This is a genomic window from Desulfoscipio geothermicus DSM 3669 (assembly GCF_900115975.1).
In the GTDB taxonomy this organism is placed as follows: domain Bacteria; phylum Bacillota; class Desulfotomaculia; order Desulfotomaculales; family Desulfallaceae; genus Desulfoscipio; species Desulfoscipio geothermicus.
In genome coordinates this window covers 24,777-44,086 of record NZ_FOYM01000008.1, presented here as the reverse complement: position 1 = coordinate 44,086, position 19,310 = coordinate 24,777, and the positions used below count along the sequence as shown (strand labels likewise).

Sequence of the window (19,310 nt, the reverse complement as noted above, 5' to 3'; positions counted from 1 at the left end):
GAGTGCTTATGGGTGCCAACATCGACTTGATTTTTAAGATAGCCGGCATTGGTATTTTGGTGGCTGTGGCCCACACGGTATTGAAAAATTCTGGCAAGGAGGATTACGGGTTTGCGGTGACCCTGACGGGTATTGCTGTGGTGCTGATCATGGTGATCCAGATGCTGGGCACCCTTTTTGAAGAGGTCAAGTCGGTATTTAAACTGTTTTAGGCGGTGGTGAGATGGATATTTTGCAGATTTCCGGTATCGCCCTGACCGGCGCGGTACTGGCCATGGTGTTGAAATATAAAACGCCGCCTATGGCCCTCATGCTCAGCATTGCTGTCGGCGTGGTCATCTTCCTGCTGGTGCTGGGCAAGATCGGCGCTGTTGTAGACATTTTAAAGCAGTTATCAGATCGGGCTGACATTAGTTCTATTTATATTGGCACTTTGCTGAAAATCATAGGTATCGCTTATATAGCTGATTTTATCGCACAGATATGCCGTGATGCAGACCAGGGCGCCTTTGCGGTTAAGGTGGAACTGGCCGCCAAGGTAATGGTGCTCATGCTGGCGGTGCCGATCGTGGTGGCGGTGCTGCAGGCACTGTTGCGGTTGATACCGTAAGGGGGGATCGACCTGAAGAAAAACATGGCAATTCTTTGGTTGTTGTTTCTATTAATGACTACCGTATTCCCCACTGCGGCCCGGGCGGCACCGGACGCCGGCAGCGTAATGGACGAGCAGATGAACAAGCTGGACATGGGACAAATTCAACAGTTTATCAACCGGATGGATTATGAGTTGCAAAGCGCGCTGCCGGAAACCGATTTCAAATCCCTGGTCAGGGGGCTGGCCACCGGGGACATTTCGTTGCAGCCGGCGGACATATTCAACCGGTGCGTGCAGTACATTTTCCGCGAGGTGGTGGCCAATTCGGCCTTGCTGGGCAAGCTGGTGGTACTGGCGGTGATCTGCGCGGTATTGCAGAATCTGGCCGGGGCTTTTGAAAAAAGCAGTACCGGGCAGCTTACCCACATGGTGGCTTACCTGGTGCTGATTACCATTGCCGTGGGATCTTTCGGCCTGGCCATCCAGCTGGGCCGCGAGGTTGTGGATAAAATGGTCACTTTGATGCAGGCCCTGCTGCCCCTGCTGCTGACGCTGCTGGTGGCCGTGGGGGGAATTACCTCGGCAGCGATATTCCATCCCTTAATTTTTATTACCATCACTGCGTCTGGCACGATTATTAAAAATATTATTCTACCGTTAATTTTCTTTGCGGCAATCCTGGAAATCGTTAGCGGATTGTCCAAGCACTTTCAGGTATCCAGGCTGGCCGGCCTGCTTAAAGGGGTGGCCATGGGTCTGATGGGTCTTTTGAGTACCATATTCCTGGGGGTAATGGCCATCCAAGGGGTGGCCGGAGCAGTGGGGGACAGCGTTACTTTCCGGACGGCCAAGTTTGCCACCGATACCTTTATTCCTGTGGTGGGCGGCGTGTTCAGCGACGCCCTGGAAGCGGTGATTCGCTCGTCCCTGCTGATGAAAAACGCGGTGGGCATTGCCGGGGTTTTATTGATCGCCATGATTGTCATCATCCCCCTGGTGAAAATTATTACCATTGCTTTTATATACAAGTTGGCCGGGGCGGTAATCCAGCCCGTGGGGGAGGAAAAAATCAGCGACTGCCTGAACGGGCTGGGTAACAGCCTGATTACCGTATTCGGTGCCGTGGCCATGGTGGGACTGTTGTTTTTCTTTGCTCTGGCTATTGTGGTGGGGCTGGGCAATATTACGGTGATGCTGCATTAGGAGGTCGTATATTGCATGGATGTACTGCGCGAATTGATACAAACCCTGGTGGTTATTGTAGTGCTGGCGGTATTCATGGAAATGCTGCTGCCACGGGGTGACATGCGCCGTTACGTCAAAATGGTGATGGGCCTGTTGGTTATTATCGCCGTAATGCAAACCGCCGCCGGAGTGGTGAACAGCGAATTGCTGCGGGAAGTGCCCCGGGTCACCGTTTCGGATAACGGTTCCCCGTCTCTGGAGGATATTATGGCCGCGGGCAAGCAGTTATCGGAATTAAGCCGGGACGAAGCGGCGCGCCGGTACAGCGAGGGAGTGGCCGGGCAGGTGCTATCGCTGGCCAAGCTGCACGCCGATGTTAATGCAGTGGATGCCCGGGTTAAAATCGGGCCGGAGAATAACAGTATTGATGAAATTACCATTGTTTTCAATACCGGCACTGCAAAGCAGGCGGAAACGACGGGTGCGGGCGGTACCGTGGCGGGTGTGCAGCCGGTGGTGATAAACGTAGGAGATGATGTGGGTGATGGAGCAAAAGGGGCTGCCGGGGTTCCCACACCGGAAGAAAGGAAAGCCGCTGCCGGTGTGGCCGGGGCGGTGGCCGAATTTTACAACTTGCCGTCCGGGCAGGTTAAAATTGAATTTCAATGATAATAAGTGCGAGGTGATTTTATGGCCGGGGAAGATAATAATTTGTTTAACCCCAGAAACAAGCAATTTTGGGTGTTGTTGATATTGTTCTTACTTGGTGTCATGCTGCTACTCCTGGGTAGTTGTACGGGCAACGGTGCGGTTTCCGGGCCGCAGCAGGCGCCGCCCGGCAATGAACCGGCGGCCGGGGCGGGTGAGGAAAAACCGGTCGGACAGTCGGTCATGACCAGGGAGGAACGGGAACTGGCCGCCGAATTGCAGCAAATGCTGGAACAGGTTGCCGGGGCCGGGCAAGTGCAGGTTACGGTGCAGCTGGCTACGTCCACCCACAGCGATTATGCCATCAACACCACTACGGGATTAAAGACTACGGAAGAACAGGACCAGGACGGCGGTTCCAGGCAAATAACTGAGAACACCGACTCCCGGACGGTAGTTATCGCCCGGGGCGGTCAGGGTTATGAAACACCGGTGGTGAAAAGGGAAGTGGCGCCAGATCTGGCCGGTGTACTGGTGGTGGCCGAGGGAGCCGGGATACCCCGGGTCAAGGCCGACCTGTTCCGGGCCGCCCAAGTGGCGCTGGGGGTTGAACCGCATAAAATCATTGTTTTACCCATGAAGAGGGGGGATTAAAATGATCAAGGTTATTAAAATAAATCGCAAAAAAATTGTGCTTGTGATACTGGTCCTGGCGGGAATTGTTTTTTGCGCGGTGGGGTTTAGCGGAGTCACTGAAAAGATAATCGGCCTGCAAGAGAAAAAGACCACCGCCGCTTCGGTCACAGTGACCGAGACGGACGGGGAAGGAGCCGGCCCCGTTGCTGATGCGGAAAAACACGAAGCTGACGCGCCCGAACCGGCTGCCGTGCAGGAGGGAGGTTACCGGGACAACACCGCCTATTTTGTGGAGACCCGCATGAACCGGGAACGCGCCAGGGGCATGGAAATGGAAACCATACGCGAGGTGATGGCGTCTGATACGGCGGATGAGGAAGTTCGCAAGGCGGCCCAGGAAAGGCTGCTGGAACTGAGCAGCATAATATCCCAGGAAATGGAGCTGGAAAACCTCATCCGGGCCCGGGGATACCAGGATGTCGCTGTCTTTCTCGACAATGAAACGGTTACCGTAATTGTGCAACCAGGCAAAGAAATGACGGCGGGTGCCGACAGCACTTCCATTACCGAACTGGTGGCCCGGGCCACCGGCGTACCGGAGGAAGGCGTGATCGTGATTACCAAGGAATAACGGATTAGAACACAGAACTCAGGACTCAGAATATAGAACTCATGCCAAGTAATGAAAACTTACTGCACCGTAAAAGAGGGACTGGCTCCGATTCGTTTTATGAATCGGTGCCTGTCCCTCTTTTACGGTGCCCAGGCTAAAAAGGGGACAGGCACTTTTTTCAAAAAGCGAAAAAAGAGCCAGTCCCCTTTTTTATCTGTATTCTGTATTCTAAATACATATTGTACAGTATACAGTGTTTTTTACCGATATATTGTATACTTGCCCGGAAATTATTTTATTTTACATTAGACAGTTATATAATAATCCTTGTGATATCAGGTTGTTAGCCAGTGACAGCCTGTCTTTTTTATGGAGGAGATTGCAATGGCTGGAGTAAAAATAACCGATACTACTCTGCGGGACGGGCATCAAAGCCTGTGGGCCACCAGAATGAGCACCCGTGATATGCTGCCCATTGTGGAAAAACTTGACGCGGTGGGCTACCATTCCCTGGAGGTCTGGGGTGGCGCCACCTTTGACGTATGCCTGCGCTACCTCAATGAAGATCCCTGGGAGAGGTTGCGCACGTTAAAACGACATATCAAACGGACACCGCTGCAAATGCTGTTGCGCGGGCAGTCCCTGGTGGGTTACCAGCATTACCCCGATGATGTGGTGGAGGCGTTCGTTAGCCATATGGTGGAAGGCGGTATCGACATCATCCGGGTTTTCGATGCCCTGAACGATATTCGCAATATGGAAACGGCGGTACGGGCGGGCAAAAAGGCGGGCGCCCACGTGCAGGCCGCCGTGGTATACACCGTCAGCCCGGTGCATACCACTGAACATTACCTGGAAACAGCCGTCAAGCTTGCGGAAATGGGAGCGGATTCCATCTGTGTCAAGGACATGGCCGGCTTGCTAACCCCCTATCACGCCTACGAACTGATCGGCCAGTTAAAGAAAAACCCAGGGTTACCGGTGCAACTACACAGTCATTACATAGGCGGGCTGGCCCTGGCCACGTATTTAAAGGCCGTGGAGGCGGGGGTGGATGTTATTGACACAGCTTCGGTGCCGCTGGCCTTCGGGGCGTCACAACCGCCGGTGGAAACGGTGGTCCGGGCGCTGCAGGGCACGCCGTACGACACCGGGCTGGACATGGGACAACTGTTTGAGATAGCGGACTATTTTGAGGGTCTGCGTGAGCAGCAGGGCCGGGAACGCGGTGTAACCCGCATTAGCGATATGCGTGTGTTTGAACACCAGGTGCCGGGGGGCATGATAACCAACCTGGTGTCGCAGCTAAAGGAGCAAAAGTCCGCTCATCTGCTGCCCGGGGTATTGCAGGAAATTCCGCGGGTGCGCCGGGAACTGGGTTACCCGCCCCTGGTTACACCCACCAGCCAGATTGTGGGGACCCAGGCCGTGCTTAATGTGCTTACCGGCGAGCGCTACAAGCTGGTGCCCGGCGAGGTGAAAGCCTACGTACAGGGCCTTTACGGTCGACCGCCGGCACCGCTGGATGAGGCGGTGGTCCGGCGGGTGCTGGGTGATAAAGAACCCGTGACTTGCCGCCCGGCGGACCTGCTGGAGCCGCAAATGGAAAAAATACGGCGGGAAACCACCGGGCTGGCCCGCTCGGAAGATGATGTTCTTTCCTACGCCATTTTTCCGCAAATTACTAAAAAATTCTTGGAAGCCGGCAAAAACGGTGCCGGCCATGCCGAACCGGCCGGCGGCAGAGGTACGACCGGGCCGGACAAGGAGGTAAACAGCATGGAATTACAGGAGATCAAGGAATTGATTAACTTGATTAATCAAACAGATATTGCCGAATTTTCGCTGAAAAACGATTCCATAAAGTTATCCATCAAAAAAGCGGGCGCAGCCGGCAGTGATGTATCAGCTGTGCAAGCTACGGAAAACGACGATGATGTTCCGGTAAAAACGGCTAACGCCGCGTCCGCGCAAAAGGCGTCTCCGGTTACAGGGGAAGCGGACGGCAAAACGGTGCAGTCACCCATGGTGGGCACCTTCTACCGCGCTCCGGCACCCGACGCCGCGCCGTTTGTGGAAGTGGGCTCCCGGGTGGAGAAGGGCCAAACCCTTTGCATCATCGAAGCCATGAAGTTGATGAATGAAATAGAGGCCGAGGTTTCCGGCACCGTGGTCGAAATCCTGGTGGAAAACGCTCAGCCCGTCGAGTACGGCCAGCCCCTGCTGGTTATCAGGGAAGATTAGGTGACTGAACTATGTTCGATAAAATTTTAATCGCCAACCGGGGTGAAATAGCGGTGCGGGTCATCAGGGCCTGCCGGGAAATGAACATTAAAAGCGTGGCGGTTTATTCCGAAGCCGACCGGGACAGCCTGCACGTACACCTGGCCGACGAGGCGGTGTGTATCGGACCGCCTCCCCCGGGACGCAGCTACCTGAATATCAGCAACATTATCAGTGCCGCTCAGGTAACGGGTGCCGATGCCATCCATCCCGGATACGGTTTTCTTTCGGAAAACGCCCGGTTTGCCGAAATGTGCGCCGCCAATGAAATCGTTTTTATCGGCCCGCCGCCGGAGGCCATGCGCCTAATGGGCAACAAAGTGCGGGCCCGGGAAACCATGCAACAGGTGGGGGTCTCCGTGGTGCCCGGGTCCCGGGGACTGGTGCAGGATACCGACCAGGCCCTGCGGATAGCGGAAGACATCGGTTACCCGGTATTGATCAAGGCTTCCTCCGGGGGCGGCGGCAAGGGGATGCGGGTGGCCCAGTGCGGCGAGGAAGTGGTGAGGGGCATTTTGACCGCCCGCTCCGAGGCTGCGGCCGCGTTTGGCAACGGCGACATATACCTGGAAAAATACGTGGAAGAGCCCCGGCATATCGAAATACAAATCCTGGCCGACAACTACGGCAATATCATACACCTTGGTGAAAGGGATTGTTCCATTCAGCGGCGCAATCAAAAAATAATTGAGGAATCGCCTTCCACGGCGGTTAATGAAGAGTTGCGCCGGCGTTTGGGCGAAGCAGCGATTGAGGCGGCCCGGGCGGTCAATTACCGCAGCGCCGGCACGGTGGAATTTTTGCTGGACCGGCACGGCAACTTTTATTTTATAGAAATGAATACCCGCATCCAGGTGGAACATCCCGTTACCGAAATGGTGACGGGCATTGACCTGGTCAAGTCTCAAATTGCCATTGCCGCCGGGCGGGAACTGAACCTGCGCCAGGAGGATGTGCAATTTTCCGGTTGGGCCATCGAATGCCGGATCAACGCCGAGGACCCGGATCGCAACTTTATCCCCTGCCCGGGCAAAATCACGGGTTACCTGCCTCCCGGCGGGGCGGGCGTACGCCTGGACAGCGCGGTTTTTGCCGGCTGGGAAGTGCCGCCGCACTACGATTCCATGCTGGGCAAACTTATCGTCTGGGGCAGGGACCGGGATGAGGCCGTGGCCAGAATGCAGCGGGCCCTGGATGAGCTGGAGATAAAAGGTGTCAAGACCATTGTTCCCTTCCACCGGCGCATACTGCGCAACGCCTTTTTCCGCCGCGGAGAAACGTATACCAACTTTATTCAACGCCGCATATTGTCGCATGACTGATTGCAGTATTTTTCCTCCTTTGGTATAATAACTTAAATCGTGCTAGGGGGGTACACCAAAGTGGAGCAGCAGGAAACGGTCATGCGCGAAGACAAGAACAATCTTGGTTCTATCCGTATAGCTGATGATGTTGTGCGCGTTATTGCAGGGTTGGCCGCCACCGAAGTGGCCGGCGTGGCCGGCATGAGCGGCGGCGTGGTCGGCGGCATTACAGAGAAGTTGGGACGAAAAAACCTTTCCAAGGGCGTTAAGGTGGAAGTAGGGGAAAAAGAAGCGGCGGTTGACCTGTATATCATAGTGGAGTACGGTGCCCGTATACCGGAAGTGGCCGCCAAAATCCAGGACGACGTCAAGAACGCCATTGAAAGAATGACCGGCCTGAAGGTTGTGGAAGTTAACGTCAATGTCCAGGGAGTATCATTTGGCAACGAATTTAACGAAGAGGACAACCGAGTAAAATAAACCGGGAGGATTACTTGATGGGGCCCTTTGACCGGGGAATTCTGGCAATCTACACGTTTACCTTGACCCTGCTTTTCCTGGCCCTGGCGGCTTACCTGGCCGGCTGGCCGGAGCCCGTGCAGGAATTGTGGCAAGAAATGCAGTTGCCCGGGCAGGAGGAAATTACCTGGGCTTTGTTGGGAGTGTATGTGCTGATGGGTGTTCGTTTGCTTTGGAGTGGCTTCAAGGGCGAGCGGAAAAAACAGGCCATAGTACATGAGGGGAACCTCGGGCAGGTGCGCGTTTCCCTGCCGGCGGTTGAATCGCTGTCGGAAAAGGTGGTCTCCGCCGTGCAAGGGGTCAAGGAGGTCCGGGCCAGAGTGGAGGCGGTGCCGCAGGGCATCGCTGTTAATTTGCGCATCGTCACCACGCCTGATATAAATATTCCCCGGGTTGCGGAAGACATGCAGCGGCAAGTCAAGGAAAGCATATACGATATAGTGGGTATTTCCGTGCACGAGGTGCGTGTCACAGTGGAGAGCTTTTTTGCCCGCAAGCCCAGGGTGGAATAGGGAGTGGACTGCTTATGGACAATCACCTTCTCCGGGAATGGATAATGATGCACCGGGGTAAGATATTGGGTACCCTGGTTGGTCTGGCTGTCAGCCTTTCCGTTATCTATTGGGGTGTTTTAAAAACGCTGTTCATAGCCGTATGTGTCGGTTTGGGCTACTTGGGCGGTAAACAGCTGGACGACCGGGTTGATATAAAAGACAAACTATTACGCTTGCTGGGAGAAAGGTGACGTGGAACATGGGCAGAAGACAGGCCAGGGAAGCGGCCATGCAGGTTTTGTACCAGGTGGAAGTTGGCCGGGTAAACGTGGAAGAGGCGTGCGGTTATGTGCAGGAGAACCTGGCCCTGGCGGACCGGGATATGGAATACACCCGCTATTTGGTGCACGGGACGATTGACAACCTGCCGGAACTGGATAAAACCATCGCTGAGTATAGCCGGGATTGGCATTTCAGCCGCCTGGCGGCGGTGGACAAGAGTATTCTCCGCATGGCGCTGTTTGAAATGCTGTACGCCGAGGATATACCCGAAAGCGTGGCGATAAATGAAGCTGTGGAATTGACCAAAGTTTTCAGCGGCAAAGAATCCGGCAAGTTTATCAACGGCATTTTGGGCGCCATATTAAAAAAAGAAGTTATAAAAAAAAGGAAATAGCCAGAACAAAAAGGGGGACAGGCACCGATTTACAAAACGAATCGGAGCCAGTCCCCTTTTACGGTCTGTCCCCTTTTCGTTCGGTCCCTATTTTATTTTTCTTATTTTTTTCAAAATTTCGTTCATTGTTTAAAAAAATAGCAGGAATCACACCGTTAGCCACGAAATATTTAGTTAGATTTTTGATTAGTAACGAGGGAGGGGTATTAGGCTAATGTTCAAGATCTTAGAAAAACAAGTGTTTTCGCCAATAATTAAGCAATTTATCATTGAAGCGCCCAAGGTAGCCAAAAGCTGCAAGGCCGGACAATTTATCATTCTGCGCATCCATGAAGAGGGAGAGAGAATCCCTCTGACCATTGCGGATTACGACCGGGAGAAGGGCACCATTACCATCGTGTTCCAGGAAGTGGGTAAAAGCACCACGCAACTGGGCCAGATGGAAGCCGGAGATTATATCAAGGACTTCGTGGGCCCCCTGGGAGAACCTTCGCACATTGAGAAGTTTGACGGACCGGTGGTTGTTGTTGGCGGCGGCGTAGGTATCGCGCCGGTGCATCCCATTGCCCGGGATCTGAAAAAGGCGGGCAACCATGTCATCGGCATTATCGGCGCCCGCAGCGGAGATCTGCTTTTCTGGGAAGACAAGATGCGGGAAGCATGTTCCGAACTTTTAGTCACCACCGACGACGGCAGTTACGTGCGCAAGGGGTTTGTGACCGATGTGCTGAAAGAGGTTATTGAAGATAAAGGCAAGGAAAACATCCCCATGGTTCTGGCCATCGGTCCCCAGCCCATGATGCGGGCGGTGTGCAACCTGACCAAGGAATACGGGGTTAAGACCATTGTCAGCCTGAACGCATTGATGGTTGACGGCACCGGCATGTGCGGTTGCTGCCGGGTTTCCGTGGCCGGCACCACCAAGTTTGTGTGCGTGGACGGACCTGAATTTGACGGGCACGAAGTGGACTGGCTGGAGTTGGGCCGCCGCGGCGCTATCTTCAAGCCCGAAGAACAAAAAGCCATGGAGCATCACCAGTGCAAGTGCGGATCCGGATGCGGAGGTGCTAAGTAATGACTGATGTTAAAAAACCGAAAAAAGAAATCAAGCCGACCAAGAACCCGATGCCGGCCCAGGACCCCGTTGTGCGGGCCAAAAACTTCAGTGAAGTTGCCCTGGGTTACTCCGAAGCGGCTGTCATAGACGAGGCCAAGCGCTGCCTGCAGTGCAAAAAGGAACCTTGCCGCCAGGGCTGCCCGGTGGAAGTGGATATCCCGGCCTTTATTAAACTGGTTGCCGAGGGCGATTTTGCCGGCGCCATTGCCAAAATCAAGGAAAAAAATGCCTTGCCGGCTGTTTGCGGCCGGGTATGCCCCCAGGAGAACCAGTGTGAAAAATACTGCACCCTGGGCAAAAAACACGAGCCCGTGGGCATTGGCCGGATTGAGCGTTTCTGTGCCGACTGGGAATTGGCTCACGGTGTAAAGGTTCCGGAAGTGGCGCCTTCCACCGGAAAAAAAGTTGCCGTTGTCGGCTCCGGCCCGGCCGGATTGACCTGTGCCGCCGACCTGGCCAAGTTGGGGCATAAAGTAACTGTTTTTGAGGCGCTGCACGTAGCCGGCGGCGTGCTGATGTACGGCATCCCCGAGTTCCGTTTGCCCAAGGCGGTTGTGCAGGCCGAGGTTGAAAACCTCAAGAAACTGGGCGTGGAAATAGAAGTCAACTCCGTGGTGGGCAAATTTACCACCGTGGATGAACTAATGGAAGAAGGGGGCTTCGACGCGGTATTTATCGGCACCGGCGCCGGACTTCCCTACTTCATGAACATCCCCGGCGAGAACTCCTGCGGCGTGTATTCCGCCAACGAATTTTTAACGAGGACCAACCTGATGAAGGGGTACCGGTTCCCCGATTGGGATACTCCTATCAAGGTAGGCAAGAAAGTGGCCGTGCTGGGCGGCGGCAACGTGGCCATGGACGGTGCCCGCACCGCGCTGCGCCTGGGTGCCGAAGAATCCTGGATTGTTTACCGGCGTTCGCACGAGGAATTGCCGGCCCGGAAGGAAGAGGTGGAGCACGCCGAGGAAGAGGGTGTCAAGTTTGCCTTCCTGACCAGTCCGGTGGAAATTCTCAGTAATGAAGACGGTTGGGTCACCGGTATGAAATGCATCAGGTACGAGTTGGGCGAGCCCGACGCCTCCGGACGGCGCCGCCCGGTGCCCATTGAAGGTTCCGAATACGTCATGGACGTGGACACCGTAGTGGTGGCCATCGGCCAGGGCCCGAACCCGCTGGTACCCAGGACCACCAAGGGCCTGGAACTCACCAAAAGGGGCAACATAGTGGCCGATGAAAACGGCGCCACTTCCAAGCCGGGCATTTTTGCCGGCGGCGACGTGGTCACCGGCGCGGCCACCGTTATTCTGGCCATGGGGGCCGGCAGGACTGCGGCCAAGGCTATACACGAGTACCTGGGCAACAAGTAGTACTGGTGATTGACATATATTGACCTGCTTGCTATCCGCGTCAAAGTGCGGACAGCAAGCAGTATAATTTCATTATTTTTGTAAGAAGATTAAAAAAATAAGGAGGATAAGGTATGGCGGCAAAAGTTATTTCCGGTGTTGAAGTGGCCAAGCAAATCAGGGCGGAAATTAAAGCCGAGGTTGAGGATTTAAAGGCGAAGCACGGGTCAGTGCCCGGCCTGGTAACTATTCTGGTGGGTGAAAACCCTGCTTCCGTGAGTTACGTAACTGCCAAGCAAAAAACCGCCAAGGAACTGGGCTATTATTCCATTCAGGACAACCAACCTGCGGATATTACCGAAGAGCAGCTGCTGGCGCTTATCGACAAGTATAATAACGATCCGCAAATCCACGGCATTTTGGTGCAGTTGCCGCTGCCCAAGCACGTGGACGAAACCAAGGTGCTTTACGCCATCAATCCTGACAAGGACGTGGACGCTTTCCACCCGGTGAACGTGGGTAAACTGGTCATTGGTGAAGCGGTATTCAAGCCCTGCACTCCCGCCGGTATTCAGGAATTGTTGATCAGGGGCGGCGTGGAAACCAAGGGAGCGCACGTTGTCGTGGTCGGTCGGAGTAATATCGTGGGCAAGCCCATTGCCAACATGATGTTGCAGAAAGCGGTCGGAGCCAATTCCACGGTTACCATAGTGCACACAGGCACCAAAGACGTTGCGTATTTCACCAAGCAGGCTGACATCCTCATCGTAGCCGCCGGCAAGCCCAACGCCGTTACTGCCGACATGGTCAAGGATGGCGTGGCCGTTATTGACGTGGGCGTCAACAGGATCGGCGTTACCCCGGAAGGCAAAGCCAAATTGGCCGGCGACGTGGATTTTGAAGCCGTTAAAGAAAAGGCCAGCCTGATCACCCCGGTGCCCGGCGGCGTAGGACCTATGACCATCACCATGCTGATGAAAAACACCCTGGAATCTTTCAAGTACAGCCTGAATAAGTAATTTCCGGGCAGAAGAATAAATTTTTCATCCCCCAAGTTATGTGGAATGATCTTTTACTTGGGGGAATTTTATTTGTTATAATGGTGTTCATACAGCATGTTGCTCCAAAGCGCAAAAAGGGGACCGGCTCCTTTTTTGCTTTTTGCGGTAAAAGGGGACTGGCTCGATTCGTTTTGTGAATCGGTGCCTTTCACCCTTTTACCGGTGCCTGTCCCCTTTTTGCAAAGCGTCTGGAGGTATAGAGGTATATATGAAAACGATAACGGTGCAGGAACTGACAAGGTATGTCAAAAATATACTGGAGAATGATCATCTTTTAACCAACTTGTGGGTCAAGGGGGAGATATCCAATTTTAAAAAAGCTTCCTCCGGACACATTTACTTTACTTTAAAAGACAGTTATTCCTGTGTTCGGGTGGTGATGTTCCGCTCCCGGGCCAGGTTTTTGAAATGCAATCTGGATAACGGCGTGGCCGTAAGGGTCAGGGGATATGTAACCGTTTACGAGCGGGACGGGCAGTACCAGTTATATGCCGAAGAAGTGGAGCCCGACGGAACGGGCGCCCTGTTTGTCGCCCTGGAAAAATTAAAGCAAAAACTGGCTGCTGAAGGGTTGTTCGACTCCGCCAATAAAAAGAAATTGCCAGCCTTTCCCCGCTGTGTCGGCATAGTTACGTCACCCACCGGTGCGGCGGTAAGGGACATGTTGAATATACTAAAACGCCGCTGGCCGCTGATTAAGATCATTTTGGCGCCGGTGGCGGTGCAGGGGGAGTCCGCCCCCGGGGAAGTGGCCAGGGCCGTCAGCAAATTCAATGAATTAAACAACGTGGATGTAATCATCGTCGGGCGGGGCGGCGGTTCCCTGGAAGAACTCTGGGCCTTTAATACGGAAATAGTGGCCAGGACTATAGCTGGGTCCGCGATACCGGTCATTTCGGCGGTGGGTCATGAAACTGATTTTTCCATTGCCGACCTGGTGGCGGACCTCAGGGCGCCCACACCGTCGGCGGCGGCGGAAATGGTGGTACCGGATTGCCGGGAAATAAAAAGAATGATTGATACGCACCGGGTCCGGTTGACCCGCTGTGTGAGGCAGCAGATCAGCGGGTACCGGCAGCGGTTGCAACGCTGCGCCGAGAGCCGGGTGCTGGCCAGGCCGGTAGCCTGTATCTGCGATCAGCGGCGCCAGACCGTGGATTTATTGGAAAAACAACTGTACCAGGGGGCCCGGAGTCTGGCGAACAACCAGGGCCACCGGCTGGCCCTGCTGGCGGGCCGGCTGGACGCCCTCAGTCCGCTGTCCACCCTGTCCCGGGGATACAGTTACACTACCGGACCCGGCGGCGCGGTGCTGCGCGATGCCGGGCAGGTCAGCGCCGGTGACCCCATTTCCGTGCATTTATACCGGGGTCTTCTTAAATGCTCGGTGCGGGAAGTGATGCCGGAAAGGGAATAAGTAGGTCTTAAAAAGGTGGCTTCTCGCAGTTGATTAATATATAATTTAGATAATAAATGAGTATATTTAGGTAAATTGGAGGTTAAAACAGTAAATAATGAGTAGTAAGGAAATGTCTTTTGAAGAGGCGCTGGCCCGGCTTGAGTCACTGGTCAACAAGCTGGAAGAGGGCAATCTGTCTCTGGAAGAGTCGCTGGAACTCTTCGCCGAGGGCATAAAATTAACCAAACAGTGTAATAAACAACTGGAAGAGGCGGAAAAGCAAATATGCATGTTGATGGAAGACAAAAACGGCAATTCGGTTATCAGGGAAGAGGAACTTTAGCATGAACTTCAAGGAGGAACTGGCCGGACAGGCCCAAAAAATAAACCGGGCCCTGGATAAATACCTGCCAAAGGCGGATTGTTACCCGCCTTTGATTCACGAGGCCATGCGCTACAGCGTATTTGTCGGCGGCAAGCGGCTGCGGCCCGCCTTGGTGCTGGCCGGCGCCCGGGCGGTGGGGGGCGGCGAGGAAGCAGCAATGCCGGCAGCCTGCGCCCTGGAATTATTGCATACTTATTCCCTGGTCCATGACGATCTGCCCGCCATGGATAACGACGACCTGCGCCGCGGCAAGCCCACCAGCCACAAGGTGTACGGCGAGGCCGTGGCCATCCTGGTCGGTGATGCGCTGCTTACCTTATCCTTCGCGTTGCTGGCCGACCTGCCCAAATCCGGGTTGGTTCCACCGGAACGGGCGGTGCAGGTGATAGCCGAGGTGGCGGGGGCGGCCGGGACCATGGGGCTGATCGGCGGGCAGGTGGTGGATACGCTGTCCAGCGCCGCTGCCATAGATGCCCCAACCCTGGATTATATTCACACCCGCAAAACAGGCGCGTTGTACAAAGCTGCGGTGCGGGCCGGGGCCATCCTGTCCGGCGCATCCGCCGACCAACTGGCAAGCCTTACCACGTACGCCGAAAACCTCGGCCTGGCTTTTCAAATAATCGACGACATTCTCGACATTCAGGGAGACGAGCAAAAATTGGGCAAGCCGGTGGGCAGTGACGCCAAAAATCAAAAAGCCACCTACCCGGCCCTGTACGGTTTGGAGGCAGCCAGAGAAAATGCTCGGCTGGCGGCGGACCGCGCCCTGGCCGCCCTGGCATCTTTCGGCGAAGAAGCGGATTTTTTACGGGAACTGGTGCGCTTCGTAATCAGCAGGGATTATTAAGTTGGATAACCTTCCTAAAAGGCATCGTACTTGCACGAGGCTGAGCGTGGGGTCGTAAAACAGTGCCCCGGCTGTAAAAAAAACCGGGCGGGCCATAATTGGTGATAAATAAGCGGAATAGATGTTTGCCGTTCGGGCAAACACCATGATATAATTATGGACTGATGGTGATTTATATTCCTTAAATATGAACAAGTGACGCAGTATCCTAGTCAGGAACCCTTTTTTGAAGGCGGGCCTAAAAATCCGTCAAGGGCACATCAATGAAGTTCCTGGTGCTGGCTGCTGACGCCCAGTCGGGGGTCGGTACTGGGAGTTAAGGGGGCGGGGCGACCCGCAAGGGCATGTGGGCGTTGACCCTGCCCCCGTGGAGACCCAAGTGCGTGGTGTCTGTTAACGGCAGTCATTATGGCTTGGGAATAAACCTGTACGTGGGGAAAGCTGCGTGCAGTGTAGCCTGCCTTGAGTGGTGCCGGTGGAGGCCGATGATGCGTACACTGATGTATGGGCCCATACTCAGTGTACGTAGGTTTAAACCGTCATTGCAAAAGAGGCTAGGAAAAGGTACTCCTGTCAGAGGAAAACTCCTAGGCTGTCCGGAATTACGGGACAATGCGGGGATTGCAGTGTGGACTAAGTGGTAATCCAGCCCCGGACACGGCAACATTCCGGATTTTCGTTTAAAGGGAAACCGCCGGTATGGCGACAGCCGGTACGAAATTGGGAAAACCTGCTGGACCTAAGCCACAACGTTTACCCGCATTGTTGTCACTTGTTCGGTATATATACAGGACCGGTTCTTTCAAACCGCGCCATTTACGCGACCTGGAGTGAAAACAATTTTGAAAAACAATAAGTCCACTGTTTCCGGCAAATACATATTTTTTGTCGGTTTGCTTTCCTTTATATTTGCCGCTTCCTTTTTTTTATTGTCCGAATTTTTATCCAGAACCATCAACAGCCTGCTATTATCTTTTATATTTCTATCTTTAATTATACTTTTCGGCATCATTTCCGATATAATAGGCACATCGGTGGCGGCAGCCAGTGAGGTGCCTTTTCACGCCAAGGCTTCCAAACGGGTGCCCGGTGCTAGGGAAGGAGTGTTTCTAATCCGTAACGCTGATCGGGTGGCCAATGTTGCCAATGATGTCATCGGCGACATAGCCGGCACTGTCAGCGGCGCGCTGGGCATCGCCCTGGTGCTCCGGATCATGAGCTTATGGGAAGATGCCAACCGGTTTATACTGAATATGCTAATAACGGCGCTAATTGCGGCCTTTACTGTAGGGGGTAAGGCTTACGGCAAAAAAATCGCCTTGAGCCGGTCCAATGATGTTATTTTCTTGGTGGGCCGGATAATGGCCATGATCAGCAGTATAACCGGCATTAACTTCGTAAAAAAATAAAACTAATCTATGCATAAAAGCTGTTTATAAAAGATTGAAGGTGAAACCTTGGGCAAGTACTTGCAACAGGTAAATTCTCCCGGCGACATCAGGGCCCTCACAGTGGCCCAACTGGAGCAACTGGCCGGTGAAATCAGGGAGGAAATAATCGTCACGGTGGCGCGCAACGGCGGGCATCTGGCACCCAATTTGGGCGTGGTGGAATTGACCCTGGCATTGCACAAAATTTTTCAGACGCCCCGGAATAAAATCATTTGGGATGTCGGTCACCAGAGTTACGTGCATAAATTGATCACCGGACGGCGGGAGCGGTTTGATACTTTGCGCTGCCACGGCGGCCTGAGCGGGTTTCCGCGCCCGGATGAAAGCGAGCACGACGCTTTTGGAACAGGGCACAGCAGCACTTCCATTTCCGCCGCCCTGGGCATAGCGCTGGCCAGGGATATGAAAGGCGAAGAATATTCCGTGGTGGCGGTTATCGGCGACGGGGCGATGACCGGGGGCATGGCCTTTGAGGCGCTGAACCACGCCGGACATCTACAGAAAGACATCATTGTAGTATTGAACGACAACGAAATGAGCATCGCTCCCAATGTAGGTGCCATGGCCGGGTATTTGAACAGGATTCGGACCGACCCCAAATATTCACGGGGCAAGGATGAGATCGAACAAATCCTGCGCCGGATTCCTTCCATTGGTTCCAAGGTGCTCAAAGTAGCCGAGCGTTTAAAGGATAGCTTTAAATACCTGGTGGTACCGGGGATGATTTTCGAAGAACTGGGTTTCACCTATCTGGGACCAATTGACGGGCATAATATATCCGCCATGCTTAACACCTTTGAACAGGCCAAATCCCTGGGCGGGCCGGTGCTGGTACATGTAATCACCCAAAAAGGACACGGGTACGCACCGGCGGTGGAAAAGGCGGATAAGTTCCACGGCATCGGGCCATTTGACATTAGCTCGGGGGATTGCCTGAAAAAAAGCGATATCAGTACCTACACGGAAATATTCGGACGTACGCTGGTGCAACTGGCCGAACAGGACCCGTGTATCGTGGCCATTACCGCCGCCATGTGCAGCGGCACCGGCTTGACCGAATTCGCCGGTAAGTTTCCCCGCCGGTTTTTTGATGTGGGCATTGCGGAACAACATGCCGTAACCCTGGCGGCGGGCCTGGCCATCTCGGGTTTGAAACCTGTGGTGGCCATATATTCCACGTTTTTACAACGGGCTTACGACCAGATATTGCACGATGTCTGCCTGCAGAACCTGCCGGTGGTTTTTGCCATTGACCGGGCCGGAATTGTGGGGGACGACGGACCCACGCACCACGGCCTGTTCGACTATTCTTTCCTGCGTAATATACCAAACATGACCATAATGGCACCGGCTGACGAAAACGAGCTCCAACACATGCTGAACACCGCGCTGCAAGTAAACGGCCCGTGCGCCCTGCGCTACCCACGGGGCACCGGCCTGGGCGTGGCCCTGGACCGCCAGTACCGGGATATACCCGTGGGCAAAGCGGAGGTGCTGAGCGAGGGCAAGGATATCACCCTGCTGGCGGTGGGCAACATGGTACCGGTGGCTCGCCGGGCAGCGGCCATGCTTAAAGAACAGGGCGTGCTGGCCACGGTGATCAACGCCAGGTTTGTCAAGCCCCTGGACGCCGCATGCATTGCCGAACATGCCAAACGCACCGGACGTTTAATCACCATTGAAGAAAACGTCCTGGCCGGCGGGTTTGGTTCAGCAGTCCTGGAGTTGTTGGAATCCCGGGGGCTGCATGATATCCAGGTGAAGTGCCTGGGCATTGCGGATACATTTGTGGAACACGGTAGCCAAGCGCTGCTGCGTGAAAAATACGGCCTGACCGCGCAAGGGCTGGTTGAAGCGGCCCGGGAAATGGTCAAAACGCGCGCGGCCAAAGGCAGGAAATTGGTTGGCCTGGGCGGAGGTTCATGAAGACGTGGCTGCTGAGAAAAGAAGAATTGACCTGCTGCTGGTTGAGAAAGGCTACTTTACCAGCCGGGAAAAGGCCCGGGCCGCCATTATGGCCGGGGACGTTCTGGTCAACGGCACAAAGGTAAATAAACCCGGTCACAATGTAGATATTGCCGACACTGAGATTACTATCCGGGAAAAAATGCCCTATGTCAGCCGGGGCGGCTTTAAACTGGCCCGGGCGCTGCAAGTTTTTTCCATTAATTTGCGGGGGAAGGTGGTGCTGGACATCGGTGCATCCACCGGAGGCTTTACAGACTGCGCACTGCAGAACGGCGCCGCCGCGGTTTACGCAGTGGACGTTGGTTACGGGCAAATGGCCTGGTCTTTGCGCAACGACCCGCGGGTGAAGGTGCTGGAACGGACCAATGTCCGCTACATGGAAAAGGACGTGTTTACTTCGGGCATCCCGGATTTTGTGACCATTGACGTATCTTTTATTTCCCTCACCCTGGTGCTGCCCCGGGTGAGTTACCTGCTGGACGAGTTTGAAGGGGTGGCCCTGGTTAAGCCCCAATTTGAAGCGGGGCGCGAGCACGTTGGCAAAAAAGGCGTGGTCAAGGACGCCGGGGTGCACCGGAGCGTGCTGCAAAAAGTGTCTACGGCGGCTATAGATAACGGCATTGCGGTATTGGGGCTGGATTACTCGCCGGTCAAGGGCCCGGAGGGCAACATTGAATACCTACTGTATTTCCAAAAACCCGCCGGCAGTGTTCAGGGTTTGCCCGAACTGGTCGATCAGGTTGTCCGGGAAGCGCACCGGAACCTGGGGTAGGAGGT

Annotated in this window: 21 protein-coding genes; all 21 read left to right on the top strand. The window is 54.5% G+C overall.

The genetic code is table 11. From position 1 onward, the window contains the following. Nucleotides 1-8 precede the first annotated feature (8 nt). Complete coding sequence (gene spoIIIAC, locus BM299_RS06295) at nucleotides 9-212, top strand: stage III sporulation protein AC (RefSeq protein WP_092482623.1); 204 nt, start codon at nucleotides 9-11, stop codon at nucleotides 210-212. A gap of 11 nt (nucleotides 213-223) precedes the next feature. Further along, entirely contained in the window at nucleotides 224-610 is a 387-nt protein-coding gene (gene spoIIIAD, locus BM299_RS06290; protein WP_092482622.1) for a stage III sporulation protein AD, read from the top strand. Between the two features lie 24 nt (nucleotides 611-634). Then, nucleotides 635-1,798 carry a stage III sporulation protein AE gene (spoIIIAE, locus tag BM299_RS06285; RefSeq protein ID WP_092482621.1) on the top strand — a complete coding sequence of 388 codons (1,164 nt, stop codon included), beginning with the start codon at nucleotides 635-637 and terminating at the stop codon, nucleotides 1,796-1,798. A 15-nt stretch (nucleotides 1,799-1,813) separates the two neighbouring features. Further along, entirely contained in the window at nucleotides 1,814-2,449 is a 636-nt protein-coding gene (locus tag BM299_RS06280) for a stage III sporulation protein AF (RefSeq protein WP_092482620.1), read from the top strand. Between the two features lie 21 nt (nucleotides 2,450-2,470). Further along, the gene (spoIIIAG, locus tag BM299_RS06275) at nucleotides 2,471-3,082 is read left to right on the top strand and encodes a stage III sporulation protein AG (protein ID WP_092482619.1); all 612 of its coding nucleotides are present in this window, start codon (nucleotides 2,471-2,473) and stop codon (nucleotides 3,080-3,082) included. A gap of 1 nt (nucleotide 3,083) precedes the next feature. Beyond that, entirely contained in the window at nucleotides 3,084-3,695 is a 612-nt protein-coding gene (locus BM299_RS06270; protein WP_092482618.1) for a SpoIIIAH-like family protein, read from the top strand. A gap of 366 nt (nucleotides 3,696-4,061) precedes the next feature. Then, complete coding sequence (gene accB, locus BM299_RS06265; RefSeq protein WP_092482617.1) at nucleotides 4,062-5,921, top strand: acetyl-CoA carboxylase biotin carboxyl carrier protein; 1,860 nt, start codon at nucleotides 4,062-4,064, stop codon at nucleotides 5,919-5,921. An 11-nt stretch (nucleotides 5,922-5,932) separates the two neighbouring features. Next, a complete protein-coding gene (gene accC, locus BM299_RS06260; protein ID WP_092482616.1) occupies nucleotides 5,933-7,282 on the top strand; it encodes an acetyl-CoA carboxylase biotin carboxylase subunit in 1,350 nt (449 codons plus the stop codon). An 81-nt stretch (nucleotides 7,283-7,363) separates the two neighbouring features. Next, nucleotides 7,364-7,744 (top strand): Asp23/Gls24 family envelope stress response protein, encoded by a 381-nt coding sequence (locus tag BM299_RS06255; RefSeq protein ID WP_207545139.1) that lies wholly within the window; start codon nucleotides 7,364-7,366, stop codon nucleotides 7,742-7,744. 17 nt (nucleotides 7,745-7,761) lie between these two features. Then, nucleotides 7,762-8,295, top strand: a complete 534-nt coding sequence (gene amaP, locus BM299_RS06250) for an alkaline shock response membrane anchor protein AmaP (protein ID WP_092482614.1) — start codon at nucleotides 7,762-7,764, stop codon at nucleotides 8,293-8,295. Nucleotides 8,296-8,309: 14 nt separating this feature from the next. Continuing rightward, complete coding sequence (locus BM299_RS06245; RefSeq protein WP_092482613.1) at nucleotides 8,310-8,528, top strand: DUF2273 domain-containing protein; 219 nt, start codon at nucleotides 8,310-8,312, stop codon at nucleotides 8,526-8,528. Nucleotides 8,529-8,536: 8 nt separating this feature from the next. Then, a complete protein-coding gene (nusB, locus tag BM299_RS06240; RefSeq protein ID WP_092482612.1) occupies nucleotides 8,537-8,953 on the top strand; it encodes a transcription antitermination factor NusB in 417 nt (138 codons plus the stop codon). A gap of 214 nt (nucleotides 8,954-9,167) precedes the next feature. Next, on the top strand, nucleotides 9,168-10,028 hold the full coding sequence (locus BM299_RS06235) for a sulfide/dihydroorotate dehydrogenase-like FAD/NAD-binding protein (protein ID WP_092482611.1): 861 nt from the start codon (nucleotides 9,168-9,170) through the stop codon (nucleotides 10,026-10,028). Next, nucleotides 10,028-11,440, top strand: a complete 1,413-nt coding sequence (gene gltA / locus BM299_RS06230; protein WP_092482610.1) for an NADPH-dependent glutamate synthase — start codon at nucleotides 10,028-10,030, stop codon at nucleotides 11,438-11,440. The genes BM299_RS06235 and gltA overlap by 1 nt, the downstream gene beginning before the upstream one ends. 113 nt (nucleotides 11,441-11,553) lie before the next feature. Beyond that, nucleotides 11,554-12,438 (top strand): bifunctional 5,10-methylenetetrahydrofolate dehydrogenase/5,10-methenyltetrahydrofolate cyclohydrolase, encoded by an 885-nt coding sequence (locus tag BM299_RS06225; RefSeq protein WP_092482609.1) that lies wholly within the window; start codon nucleotides 11,554-11,556, stop codon nucleotides 12,436-12,438. A 250-nt stretch (nucleotides 12,439-12,688) separates the two neighbouring features. Further along, nucleotides 12,689-13,897 (top strand): exodeoxyribonuclease VII large subunit, encoded by a 1,209-nt coding sequence (gene xseA, locus BM299_RS06220; protein ID WP_092482608.1) that lies wholly within the window; start codon nucleotides 12,689-12,691, stop codon nucleotides 13,895-13,897. 112 nt (nucleotides 13,898-14,009) lie between these two features. Next, nucleotides 14,010-14,222: an exodeoxyribonuclease VII small subunit gene (gene xseB, locus BM299_RS06215; protein ID WP_425429473.1), complete on the top strand. Its 213-nt coding sequence runs from the start codon at nucleotides 14,010-14,012 to the stop codon at nucleotides 14,220-14,222. Between the two features lies 1 nt (nucleotide 14,223). Beyond that, on the top strand, nucleotides 14,224-15,114 hold the full coding sequence (locus BM299_RS06210; RefSeq protein ID WP_092482606.1) for a polyprenyl synthetase family protein: 891 nt from the start codon (nucleotides 14,224-14,226) through the stop codon (nucleotides 15,112-15,114). A gap of 842 nt (nucleotides 15,115-15,956) precedes the next feature. Then, entirely contained in the window at nucleotides 15,957-16,523 is a 567-nt protein-coding gene (locus tag BM299_RS06205; RefSeq protein ID WP_092482605.1) for a hypothetical protein, read from the top strand. 48 nt (nucleotides 16,524-16,571) lie between these two features. After that, entirely contained in the window at nucleotides 16,572-18,491 is a 1,920-nt protein-coding gene (gene dxs / locus BM299_RS06200) for a 1-deoxy-D-xylulose-5-phosphate synthase (RefSeq protein WP_092482604.1), read from the top strand. Continuing rightward, nucleotides 18,469-19,305, top strand: coding sequence for a TlyA family RNA methyltransferase (locus tag BM299_RS06195; protein ID WP_245779673.1), 837 nt, complete (start codon nucleotides 18,469-18,471; stop codon nucleotides 19,303-19,305). The genes dxs and BM299_RS06195 overlap by 23 nt, the downstream gene beginning before the upstream one ends. The last annotated feature ends 5 nt before the right edge of the window (nucleotides 19,306-19,310 follow it).

Coding starts and splice junctions, on each gene's coding strand:
- spoIIIAC (WP_092482623.1), top strand. CDS start 9: ATGGGTGCCAACATCGACTTGATTTTTAAGATAGCCGGCATTGGTATT.
- BM299_RS06280 (WP_092482620.1), top strand. CDS start 1,814: ATGGATGTACTGCGCGAATTGATACAAACCCTGGTGGTTATTGTAGTG.
- BM299_RS06270 (WP_092482618.1), top strand. CDS start 3,084: ATGATCAAGGTTATTAAAATAAATCGCAAAAAAATTGTGCTTGTGATA.
- BM299_RS06225 (WP_092482609.1), top strand. CDS start 11,554: ATGGCGGCAAAAGTTATTTCCGGTGTTGAAGTGGCCAAGCAAATCAGG.
- spoIIIAE (WP_092482621.1), top strand. CDS start 635: ATGGCAATTCTTTGGTTGTTGTTTCTATTAATGACTACCGTATTCCCC.
- accB (WP_092482617.1), top strand. CDS start 4,062: ATGGCTGGAGTAAAAATAACCGATACTACTCTGCGGGACGGGCATCAA.
- xseA (WP_092482608.1), top strand. CDS start 12,689: ATGAAAACGATAACGGTGCAGGAACTGACAAGGTATGTCAAAAATATA.
- spoIIIAG (WP_092482619.1), top strand. CDS start 2,471: ATGGCCGGGGAAGATAATAATTTGTTTAACCCCAGAAACAAGCAATTT.
- amaP (WP_092482614.1), top strand. CDS start 7,762: ATGGGGCCCTTTGACCGGGGAATTCTGGCAATCTACACGTTTACCTTG.
- BM299_RS06255 (WP_207545139.1), top strand. CDS start 7,364: ATGCGCGAAGACAAGAACAATCTTGGTTCTATCCGTATAGCTGATGAT.
- gltA (WP_092482610.1), top strand. CDS start 10,028: ATGACTGATGTTAAAAAACCGAAAAAAGAAATCAAGCCGACCAAGAAC.
- BM299_RS06245 (WP_092482613.1), top strand. CDS start 8,310: ATGGACAATCACCTTCTCCGGGAATGGATAATGATGCACCGGGGTAAG.
- xseB (WP_425429473.1), top strand. CDS start 14,010: ATGTCTTTTGAAGAGGCGCTGGCCCGGCTTGAGTCACTGGTCAACAAG.
- BM299_RS06210 (WP_092482606.1), top strand. CDS start 14,224: ATGAACTTCAAGGAGGAACTGGCCGGACAGGCCCAAAAAATAAACCGG.
- spoIIIAD (WP_092482622.1), top strand. CDS start 224: ATGGATATTTTGCAGATTTCCGGTATCGCCCTGACCGGCGCGGTACTG.
- accC (WP_092482616.1), top strand. CDS start 5,933: ATGTTCGATAAAATTTTAATCGCCAACCGGGGTGAAATAGCGGTGCGG.
- nusB (WP_092482612.1), top strand. CDS start 8,537: ATGGGCAGAAGACAGGCCAGGGAAGCGGCCATGCAGGTTTTGTACCAG.
- BM299_RS06235 (WP_092482611.1), top strand. CDS start 9,168: ATGTTCAAGATCTTAGAAAAACAAGTGTTTTCGCCAATAATTAAGCAA.